This is a genomic window from Streptomyces aureus (genome assembly GCF_001418135.1).
In the GTDB taxonomy this organism is placed as follows: domain Bacteria; phylum Actinomycetota; class Actinomycetes; order Streptomycetales; family Streptomycetaceae; genus Streptomyces; species Streptomyces aureus_A.
The window spans coordinates 1-9,955 of the sequence record NZ_LIPQ01000386.1 but is presented as its reverse complement, the minus strand read 5'-3'; the positions used below and the strand labels follow the sequence as shown (position 1 = coordinate 9,955).

General features: G+C 71.9%; 8 protein-coding genes. 7 read left to right on the top strand and 1 reads right to left on the bottom strand.

What is annotated here, in order from left to right; all coding sequences use genetic code 11:
• Positions 1–153 precede the first annotated feature (153 nt).
• The 3 genes from AOK00_RS28305 (at position 154) to AOK00_RS28295 (ending at position 5,272) form a co-directional block, all read left to right on the top strand.
• Entirely contained in the window at positions 154–2,463 is a 2,310-nt protein-coding gene (locus tag AOK00_RS28305) for a sodium-translocating pyrophosphatase (RefSeq protein ID WP_055603090.1), read from the top strand.
• A gap of 185 nt (positions 2,464–2,648) precedes the next feature.
• The gene (locus AOK00_RS28300) at positions 2,649–3,314 is read left to right on the top strand and encodes a hypothetical protein (RefSeq protein ID WP_055603089.1); all 666 of its coding nucleotides are present in this window, start codon (positions 2,649–2,651) and stop codon (positions 3,312–3,314) included.
• 401 nt (positions 3,315–3,715) lie between these two features.
• Positions 3,716–5,272: a N5-glutamine methyltransferase family protein gene (locus AOK00_RS28295; protein ID WP_055603088.1), complete on the top strand. Its 1,557-nt coding sequence runs from the start codon at positions 3,716–3,718 to the stop codon at positions 5,270–5,272.
• A 91-nt stretch (positions 5,273–5,363) separates the two neighbouring features.
• Here AOK00_RS28295 and AOK00_RS39235 read toward each other — a convergent pair whose 3' ends face one another.
• Positions 5,364–5,570, bottom strand: a complete 207-nt coding sequence (locus AOK00_RS39235; protein WP_055603087.1) for a hypothetical protein — start codon at positions 5,568–5,570, stop codon at positions 5,364–5,366.
• A 284-nt stretch (positions 5,571–5,854) separates the two neighbouring features.
• Between AOK00_RS39235 and AOK00_RS28285 the strand changes: the two genes are divergently transcribed.
• From AOK00_RS28285 to topA, 4 genes are all read left to right on the top strand, one after another.
• The gene (locus tag AOK00_RS28285) at positions 5,855–6,052 is read left to right on the top strand and encodes a hypothetical protein (protein ID WP_055603086.1); all 198 of its coding nucleotides are present in this window, start codon (positions 5,855–5,857) and stop codon (positions 6,050–6,052) included.
• A 44-nt stretch (positions 6,053–6,096) separates the two neighbouring features.
• Positions 6,097–6,438: a hypothetical protein gene (locus tag AOK00_RS28280; RefSeq protein WP_254047535.1), complete on the top strand. Its 342-nt coding sequence runs from the start codon at positions 6,097–6,099 to the stop codon at positions 6,436–6,438.
• A 195-nt stretch (positions 6,439–6,633) separates the two neighbouring features.
• Complete coding sequence (locus tag AOK00_RS28275; protein ID WP_055603085.1) at positions 6,634–6,831, top strand: hypothetical protein; 198 nt, start codon at positions 6,634–6,636, stop codon at positions 6,829–6,831.
• A gap of 236 nt (positions 6,832–7,067) precedes the next feature.
• Positions 7,068–9,911, top strand: coding sequence for a type I DNA topoisomerase (topA, locus tag AOK00_RS28270; RefSeq protein ID WP_055603084.1), 2,844 nt, complete (start codon positions 7,068–7,070; stop codon positions 9,909–9,911).
• The last annotated feature ends 44 nt before the right edge of the window (positions 9,912–9,955 follow it).

The following is a 9,955-nucleotide window of genomic DNA, read 5'->3' as shown; positions in this document are numbered from 1 at the left end:
CAGGGCCTCTTCTCGTTGCGCCGGAACCGGTCGCGCCCGCCCCGCCGCCCCTCGAACCGGCGCGCCCCGAAACCACCCCCTGATTGGTGCATCCGCGCGGGGGGTTTCCGGCATCCCCGTACGTACCTGTTTGTCTCCCTATGATCCGTCCCCATGTACCCCACATCTCTCGCCGCGGCGGTGCTCACGAGCGGGAACCGCACGATCGTGTACGTCGTCGGCGCCGTCGCCCTCGCCGCGCTGGTCGTCGCGCGGCTCCTCGTCCGCCAGGTGCTCAGGGCCGGTGAGGGCACCGAGAGGATGAAGGAGATCGCCGCCGCCGTGCAGGAGGGGGCCAACGCCTACCTCGCGCGGCAGCTGCGGACTCTCGCCGTCTTCGCGGTCGTCGTGTTCTTCCTGCTGATGACGCTGCCCGCGGACGACTGGTCGCAGCGCGCGGGACGCTCCCTGTTCTTCCTGGTCGGGGCGCTCTTCTCGGCGGTCACCGGGTACATCGGCATGCGGCTCGCCGTACGGGCCAACGTGCGGGTCGCCGCGGCCGCCCGGGAGGCCACGCCGGCCGAGGGCGAACCCGAGAAGAACCTGACCGACGTGGCCCACCGGGCCACCCGGATCGCGTTCCGTACCGGCGGGGTCGTCGGCATGTGCACGGTGGGCCTCGGACTGCTCGGGGCCGTGTGCGTCGTGCTCGTCTACGCCGCCGACGCGCCCAAGGTCCTGGAGGGATTCGGCCTCGGCGCCGCGCTCATCGCCATGTTCATGCGCGTGGGCGGCGGCATCTTCACCAAGGCCGCCGACGTCGGCGCCGACCTGGTCGGCAAGGTCGAGCAGGGCATCCCGGAGGACGACCCGCGCAACGCGGCCACCATCGCCGACAACGTGGGCGACAACGTCGGCGACTGCGCGGGCATGGCGGCCGACCTCTTCGAGTCGTACGCCGTCACCCTGGTCGCCGCGCTCATCCTCGGCAAGGCGGCCTTCGGCGATTACGGCCTGGCGTTTCCGCTGATCGTGCCCGCGATCGGCGTGATCACCGCGGTGATCGGCATCTTCGCCGTCTCCCCGCGGCGCTCCGACCGCGGCGGGATGAGCGCGATCAACCGCGGGTTCCTCGTCTCCGCCGTGATCTCGCTCGCCGGAGTCGCCGTCGCCGCCTTCGTGTACCTGCCCTCCTCCTACGCCGAGCTCGAGGGCGTCACCGAGCCGGGCATCCGCGACCACGCCGGTGATCCCCGGGTCCTCGCCCTGGTCGCCGTCGCCCTCGGCATCGTCCTCGCCGCGCTCATCCAGCAGCTCACCGGCTACTTCACGGAGACGAGCCGCCGGCCGGTCAGGGACGTCGGCAAGTCCTCGCTCACCGGCCCCGCGACCGTCGTCCTCGCGGGCGTGGCCCTGGGCATGGAGTCCGCCGTCTACACGGCGCTCCTGATCGGCCTCACCGTGTACGGGGCGTTCCTGCTCGGCGGTTCCTCGATCATGCTCGCGCTGTTCGCGGTCGCCCTCGCCGGTACGGGCCTGCTCACCACCGTCGGCGTGATCGTCGCCATGGACACCTTCGGCCCGGTCGCCGACAACGCCCAGGGCATCGCGGAGATGTCCGGGGACGTCCGGGGGGCGGGAGCCCAGGTCCTCACCGATCTGGACGCCGTCGGCAACACGACGAAGGCCATCACCAAGGGCATCGCCATCGCCACCGCGGTCCTCGCGGCCGCGGCACTGTTCGGCTCGTACCGGGACGCCATCGCCACCTCGGTCGCCGAGGTCGGCGCGAAGGCGAACGAGCTGACCCTCTCGATGGACATCTCCCAGCCCAACAACCTCTTCGGCCTGATCCTCGGCTCGGCCGTCGTGTTCCTCTTCTCGGGGCTCGCGATCAACGCCGTGTCGAGGTCGGCGGGATCGGTGGTCTACGAGGTGCGGCGGCAGTTCCGCGAGCACCCCGGGATCATGGACTTCACCGAGAAACCCGAGTACGGACGGGTCGTCGACATCTGCACCAAGGACGCGCTGCGCGAACTCGCCACGCCCGGGCTGCTCGCGGTGATGGCCCCGATCGCGGTCGGCTTCGCGCTGGGCGTCGGCGCGCTCGGCGCGTACCTCGCCGGAGCGATCGGCACGGGCGCCCTGATGGCCGTCTTCCTCGCCAACTCCGGTGGCGCCTGGGACAACGCGAAGAAGCTGGTCGAGGACGGGAACCACGGCGGCAAGGGCAGCGAGGCGCACGAGGCGACCGTCATCGGGGACACGGTCGGCGACCCGTTCAAGGACACGGCGGGACCGGCGATCAACCCCCTCCTGAAGGTGATGAACCTGGTCGCGCTGCTCATCGCCCCGGCGGTCGTCCGGTTCAGTTACGGGGGGGACGCCAGCGCCGGGCTCCGCGCGGCGGTCGCGGGGGTCGCGCTGGTCGTCGTCGTCGCCGCCGTATCGGTCTCCAAGAGGCGTTCCGTGACGGTGTCCTGACATGACGTCCGTACCGGCGTGGTACGTGGTGTCCGTCTCATTCCCGGGCGCGTCGGGGGCGCGTGAGAGTCCTCTCCCTTGGGTCAAAAGACTGCAATACGGGACGAACCAGTCGCACGAAAGGTGGAAGTAGCCCGTTCGGCGTGTATGTTCCGGGGCCGAGAGCCTTGGAAGGGACCGATCCGGTGAACAAGAAGCTTGCGGCCGCACTGTCCGGCGGCGCGGTACTCGTGCTCGCGCTGTCCGGTTGCAGCGACGACGAGGGCAACAAGGTGGACGACTGGGCGAAGACGTTCTGCGACCAGGCCAAGCCCCAGATCCAGAAGCGGGCCGACGCCCACCAGATCATCATCTCGACGGCCGCGGACAGCAAGCCCGCCGACATCCAGGCCGCCGACTCGAAGGCGTTCCAGGACATCGCCGACGCCGACCGGGCGCTGGCCAAGGCCGTGGAGAGCGCCGGCGCCCCGCCCGTCGAGAACGGCGAGAAGGTCCAGCAGGACGCGATCAAGGAGCTCAACGCGACCGCGGTGGCCTACGAGGGCCTCAAGAAGCAGGTCGACGCGCTGGACCCGACGAACCAGCAGAAGTTCGCGGACGGCCTCCAGGGTGTCGCCGACGGCCTGACCAAGATCGAGAAGATGGACCAGAACGCCCTGTCCAAGCTGGAGGAGGGCGAGCTGGGCCAGGCGATGGCCAAGCAGCCCGGCTGCCAGAAGCCCACGGCCTCGACTCCGCCGAAGACCTCCGGCTCGGAGTCCCCGAAGCCCGGCTCCACCGCCTCCGGCTCCTCCGACAAGGCCTCGACGAAGCCGGCCAAGCCGACCTCGTCGGCCAAGACCGAGGAGTAGTCCCGCCCGGGGCCCCGGCCCGGTCCGTCCGGACCGCTCGGGGTCCTGCCGCCCGGTCCGTCCCGACCGTCCGGGCACCCCGCGCCCGGTCCGCCCGGTCCGTCGCGACCGTCCGGGTACCTCGCACCCGGTCCGCCCGGTCCGTCGCGACCGTCCGGGCACCTCGCACCCGGTCCGCCCGGTCCGTCCCGACCGTCCGGGCACCCCGCGCCCGGTCCGCCCGGTCCGCCCGGTCCGCCCCGGGCCCCGGGCCCCGACCCGGGCCGGGCATCCCGCCGGGACCGGTGGCCACGGCGGTCCCACACGCGCCGCCCGGTCGACTGCCGTCCTCGGCCAGGTCCGTGGACGCCCGCCGCCGGGTCGGCCGCCCGGTTGTCGGTGGCGGCGGTCACAATGGAGCGGTGAGTACGACCAGCCTGCCTCCCCGCCTCCCGGTGCCCGCGCACGCCGCCCGTCTGCGCGAGACGCTGCTCGCCGCCGACTTCACCGCCGACGGACTCCTCGACCTGCTCGGAGCCCCGGCCTACGCCGCGCTCGCCCGCAGCGAGACCGTGCCCGCGCTGCGCGCCACCCGCGGTGACTCCCCGCTGGAGACCCTCGTCCGGCTCTTCCTGCTCCAGCAGGGTGTCGGGCACGAGCGGGCCGCCGCCGCGCTCCCGCTCGACGAGGCCCTCGCCGACGGCTGGGTGGTCCGCGAGGACGGCACCGTGTCCGCCACCGTCGACATCCGGCCGTACGGCGGGCCCGACGGCGAGGACTGGTTCATCGTCTCCGACCTGGGCTGCGCCGTCGGCGGAGCCGGCGGGATCGGCAAGAAGGACGAGGGGGTCGTCCTCGGCGTCGGCGGTGCCTCCACCACCCTCGCCGGGATCACGGTCCGTACCCCGGTGTCCTCCGCGCTCGACCTCGGCACCGGCTCCGGCATCCAGGCCCTGCACGCCGCCCAGCACGCCACCCTGGTCACGGCCACCGACCTCAACCCGCGCGCCCTGGACTTCACGCGGCTCACCCTCGCGCTCTCGGGGGCCCGGGAGGCCGAGCTGCTGACCGGCTCGCTCTTCGAGCCGGTCGACGGTGACACGTACGACCTGATCGTCTCCAACCCGCCGTTCGTGATCTCCCCCGGCGCCCGGCTCACCTACCGGGACGGCGGGATGGGCGGTGACGATCTGTGCCGCACGCTCGTGCAGCAGGCGGGCGACCGGCTCAACGACGGCGGATTCGCCCAGTTCCTCGCCAACTGGCAGCACGTCGAGGGCGAGGAGTGGCAGGACCGGCTGCGGTCCTGGGTGCCCGCGGGCTGCGACGCCTGGATCGTGCAGCGCGAGGTCCAGGACATCACGCAGTACGCCGAGTTGTGGCTGCGCGACAGCGGAGACCACCGCGGCGACCCGGTCGCGTACGGCGAGGCGTACGGGCGCTGGCTCGACGAGTTCGAGGCCCGCAAGACGCGGGCGGTGGGCTTCGGCTGGATCACGATCCGGCGGAACGAGGCCGTGGCGTCCGGCGCCGTCGAGCCGTCGGTCGTCGTCGAGGAGTGGCCGCACCCCGTCGAGCAGCCCCTCGGCCCCACCGTCCTCGCCCACTTCGAGCGCCAGGACTACCTCCGCTCCCACGACGACGCGGCCCTCCTCGCCGACCGGTTCACGCTCGCGCCCGAGGTCGTGCAGGAGCAGGTCGGACTCCCCGGCGCCGAGGACCCGGAGCACGTCGTGCTCCGGCAGAACCGGGGGATGCGCCGCGCCACCCGGGTCGACCACGTCGGCGCCGGCTTCGCCGGTGTCTGCGACGGCACCCTCAGCGCGGGCCGCATCCTCGACGCGATCGGGCAGCTGATGGGCGAGGACCCGGTGATACTGCGGGACCGCACCCCGCAGGCCATCCGGCTGCTCGTGGAGGAGGGCTTCCTGCTGCCCGTCGGGGACGGCGCGCCGGCCGCGGACGGGGACGCCGCTTGATACGGATCGAGCTGGACGAGGCCTCGCTCGGAGCGACCCGGATCGCGATCGGCCCCCTGCGGGACGCGCCGACTTCCTGCTGCCCCGGCCGTTAGGCACGGTTCACCTCCCCGAGGAGCTCGCCGCGCTGCGGGCCACCGAACCGGAGTTCGTCCGTGCCCAGGTGGCCGTCCGCCACCTGGGCATGGCCGACGCGCCCTTCGAGCGGCCCTGTCTGAGGGACCCGGAGGCGGGCCTGCGCGGCGATCGCCGACGCGGCCTCCTGGGAGGGCGCGATCGAGCCGTACTGGCCGACCATGCGAGGCCTCGTCGAGGACGAAGTGCTCGTCCGTGCCAGGACGTTCGCGACCGAGGTGGCCACGCGCTGTTCACGGGCCCGGGGGTCTGGGGGGCGTTGGCGGCCGCCCGTAGTCGGACCGACCGAGCACGTCGACGCCGAGTACGCGCCCGGCGAGCGGCGTCTGGTCCTCGTGCCGCTGCTCTGCGCCGAGGGCTGCCGGCAAGCGCCGCACCACCGAACTCCTCGACCTGGTGGGCCTCCTGGGCCGGGGACGGAGCGCGTCGAGGGCTACCACCCACTCCATGGCCGAGGCGGACGGGCTCCGCGACCGGATCGCCGTCATCGCGGGCGGCCGGATCCGCGCCCTCGGCACCCCTCGACGCCTCAAGTCCCTCGTACGGGAACGGGATGTGCTGGAGAGCGAGGCGTACGGCGTCGACGACGAGCGGCGCGACCGGCTGCGCCGGGCGCGGGCCGCCGCGACCCTCGCCCTCACGTGAGACGTACGAGAACCCTCCCCCGACCTGCGAGAGGCACGGCACCCATGTTCCGTTTCCTCGGCACCGCGCGGCTCGTCGTCGTCGGCGGGGCGATCTCCTGCCGGGCCCTCGTCAACGGGACGACCCCGCCGATGTTCATCGGAACCCTGCTGGTCGGGCAGCTCCTCCAGGTCTTCTTCCTCGTCTTTCCCGGGCGTGAACCGGGGGATGCCCACGACCGTTTCCACCTCGTCGGCAACGCCGTCCTCGCGGCTTCCGCCTCCGGCGTGTGCGGCGGCACGACGGCCGTGGCCGACGGGCGCCGGTACGGCACGCTCGGCGCGGTCCTGCTCGTCGCGGCCTTCGAGCGGGGCAGCCGGCGCCGGGCCACCCTCGACACGATGTGACAGAAGAGACGGGGAGAGACGGCAGAGAGGGCCGGGAAGTGCGAGAAGTGACGAGTGGGTCACTACCGGCCATCTTCGTGAAACCGTACGCGATGCTCCGCGTCGTTCACCCGGAATTCGCACCCACGACGCCGGGAGGTGTCAGCCTCGGCTGCGGGAGACCAACACCGCACGTGAACTGAACGGGGTACGGGCATGGAGAGCGGGCCGGCGATCTTCGCGGGGGCGGCGTTCACGCTGTTCGGAGGCGCGCTGCTGCTGTGGACCACCGTGCGGGCACTGCACGGCGAGCCCGTCGCCCACGGGGTGGCCCCGCGTGCCGCCGTCGCGCTGACGGGCCTCTTCGGTGCCGCCTTCCTCGTCCTCGGCGTCTGGTGCTTCGGTCGCCTCTGACCCCTCCCCGATCCTCTCCTGATCCTGTCGCGCCCCGCCCGACCGGGAGTCCGGGCGGCAGGAATGCCAGGACTCGGGTTACCGTTCGAGTGGCCGTTGCGGGCTTTCGCCGTTTGACACGGGGGCGGGTTGTACCGTCACACTCCGCAGCGACGGGAGCGTCACCGTCCGTGCCGCTGCCGTGCGTGCCAGCACCGTACGTGCCAGAGAGTGTCGATCCGGAGAGAAGAGCGAAGTTGTCCCCGACCAGCGAAGCCGCACACGGCGGCCGCCGACTCGTCATCGTCGAGTCGCCTGCCAAGGCGAAGACGATCAAGGGCTACCTCGGCCCCGGCTACGTCGTCGAGGCGAGCGTCGGGCACATCCGAGACCTCCCCAGCGGCGCCGCGGAGGTGCCCGAGAAGTACACCGGCGAGGTGCGCCGCCTCGGCGTCGACGTCGAGCACGACTTCCAGCCCATCTATGTCGTCAACGCCGACAAGAAGGCGCAGGTCAGGAAGCTGAAGGAGCTCCTCGCCGAATCCGACGAGCTCTTCCTCGCCACCGATGAGGACCGCGAGGGCGAGGCCATCGCGTGGCACCTCCAGGAAGTCCTGAAGCCCAAGGTCCCGGTCCACCGGATGGTCTTCCACGAGATCACCAAGGACGCGATCCGCGAGGCCGTCGCCAACCCGCGCGAGCTGAACCAGCGCATGGTCGACGCCCAGGAGACCCGCCGGATCCTCGACCGCCTGTACGGCTACGAGGTCTCGCCGGTCCTGTGGAAGAAGGTCATGCCGAAGCTGTCGGCGGGCCGCGTCCAGTCGGTGGCCACCCGTCTCGTCGTCGAGCGGGAGCGCGAGCGCATCGCCTTCCGTTCCGCCGAGTACTGGGACCTCACCGGCACCTTCGCCACCGGCCGCACCGGTGACGCCTCCGACCCGTCGCAGCTGGTCGCGCGCCTCGCGGCGGTCGACGGCAAGCGGGTCGCGCAGGGCCGTGACTTCGGCGCCGACGGCCGGCTGAAGAGCGAGAGCGTCCTCCACCTGGACGAGACGAACGCCCGCGCGCTGGCCGCCGCGCTCGCCGACACCGCGTTCGCGGTGCGCTCGGTCGAGTCGAAGCCGTACCGCCGCTCCCCGTACGCGCCCTTCCGCACCACCACCCTCCAGCAGGAGGCGAGCCGCAAACTGGGCTTCGGTGCGAAGGCGACCATGCAGGTGGCGCAGAAGCTGTACGAGAACGGCTTCATCACCTACATGCGTACGGACTCCACGATCCTTTCCGACACCGCCGTCTCGGCGGCGCGGGCGCAGGTCACGCAGCTCTACGGCGCCGACTACCTGCCGGAGAAGCCGCGCGTCTACGCGGGCAAGGTCAAGAACGCGCAGGAGGCGCACGAGGCGATTCGCCCTTCGGGTGATCGTTTCCGCACCCCCGCGGAGACCGGTCTGACCGGCGACCAGTTCCGGCTGTACGAGCTCATCTGGAAGCGGACCGTCGCCTCCCAGATGAAGGACGCCACCGGAAACTCGGTCACCGTGAAGATCGGCGGCCGGGCCGCCGACGGCCGGGACGCCGAGTTCAGCGCCTCCGGCAAGACGATCACCTTCCACGGCTTCATGAAGGCGTACGTCGAAGGCGCCGACGACCCGAACGCGGAGCTCGACGACCGCGAGCGGCGTCTGCCGCAGGTCGCCGAGGGCGACGCGCTGACCGCCGACGAGATCACCGTGGACGGCCACGCGACCAAGCCGCCCGCCCGCTACACCGAGGCCTCGCTGGTCAAGGAGCTGGAAGAGCGCGAGATCGGCCGCCCGTCGACGTACGCGTCGATCATCGGCACGATCCTCGACCGCGGCTACGTCTTCAAGAAGGGCACGGCCCTCGTGCCGTCCTTCCTGAGCTTCGCCGTCGTCAACCTCTTGGAGAAGCACTTCGGGCGGCTCGTCGACTACGACTTCACCGCCCGGATGGAGGACGACCTCGACCGCATCGCCCGCGGCGAGGCCCAGTCCGTGCCGTGGCTGAAGCGTTTCTACTTCGGCGAGGGCGAGGCCGGTACGGCCGCCTCCGGCGGTGCCGCGGACGCCGGCAACGGCGACGGGGACCACCTCGGCGGCCTCAAGGAACTCGTCACCGACCTCGGTGCGATCGACGCCCGCGAGATCTCCTCCTTCCCGGTCGGCAACGACATCGTGCTCCGCGTCGGCCGCTACGGCCCCTACGTCGAGCGCGGCGAGAAGGAGGCCGAGGGCCATCAGCGCGCCGACGTCCCCGAGGAACTCGCACCCGACGAGCTGACCGTCGAGCTCGCCGAGGAGCTGCTCGCCAAGCCGAGCGGCGACTTCGAGCTGGGCGCCGACCCGGTCAGCGGCAACCAGATCGTCGCGAAGGACGGCCGCTACGGCCCGTACGTCACGGAGATCCTGCCCGAGGGCACCCCGAAGACCGGCAAGAACGCGGTGAAGCCGCGCACGGCCTCCCTCTTCAAGTCGATGTCCCTCGACACCGTCACCCTGGAGGACGCGCTCCGGCTGATGTCCCTGCCCAGGGTCGTCGGCGCGGACGCCGAGGGCGTCGAGATCACCGCGCAGAACGGCCGCTACGGCCCGTACCTGAAGAAGGGAACGGACTCGCGGTCGCTCACCGAGGAGGAGCAGCTCTTCACGATCACCCTCGAAGAGGCGCTCGCGATCTACGCCCAGCCGAAGCAGCGGGGCCGGGCCGCGGCCAAGCCGCCGCTGAAGGAGCTGGGCACCGACCCGGTCAGCGAGAAGCCCGTGGTCGTCAAGGACGGCCGCTTCGGCCCGTACGTGACGGACGGCGAGACCAACGCCACCCTGCGGACCGGCGACAGCGTGGAGGAGATCACGCCGGAGCGCGGTTACGAGCTGCTCGCGGAGAAGCGGGCCAAGGGACCGGCGAAGAAGGCCGCCAAGAAGGCCCCGGCCAAGAAGGCGACCACCGCGAAGAAGACCGCCACCAAGGCCGCGGCGAAGAAGACCACGACGGCCGCGAAGAAGACGGCCGCGAAGAAGACGACGACGGCCAAGAAGACGACCGCCGCGAAGAAGACGGCGGCGGCGAAGCCGGAGTAGCCGACCCGGGAACGAACGGTTCCGGCGGGGGTGGAGGCAGCTGC

Coding starts and splice junctions, on each gene's coding strand:
- AOK00_RS39235 (WP_055603087.1), bottom strand. CDS start 5,570: ATGGTCGGCCAGTACGGCTCGATCGCGCCCTCCCAGGAGGCCGCGTCG.
- AOK00_RS28285 (WP_055603086.1), top strand. CDS start 5,855: ATGGCCGAGGCGGACGGGCTCCGCGACCGGATCGCCGTCATCGCGGGC.
- AOK00_RS28305 (WP_055603090.1), top strand. CDS start 154: ATGTACCCCACATCTCTCGCCGCGGCGGTGCTCACGAGCGGGAACCGC.
- AOK00_RS28280 (WP_254047535.1), top strand. CDS start 6,097: ATGTTCCGTTTCCTCGGCACCGCGCGGCTCGTCGTCGTCGGCGGGGCG.
- AOK00_RS28275 (WP_055603085.1), top strand. CDS start 6,634: ATGGAGAGCGGGCCGGCGATCTTCGCGGGGGCGGCGTTCACGCTGTTC.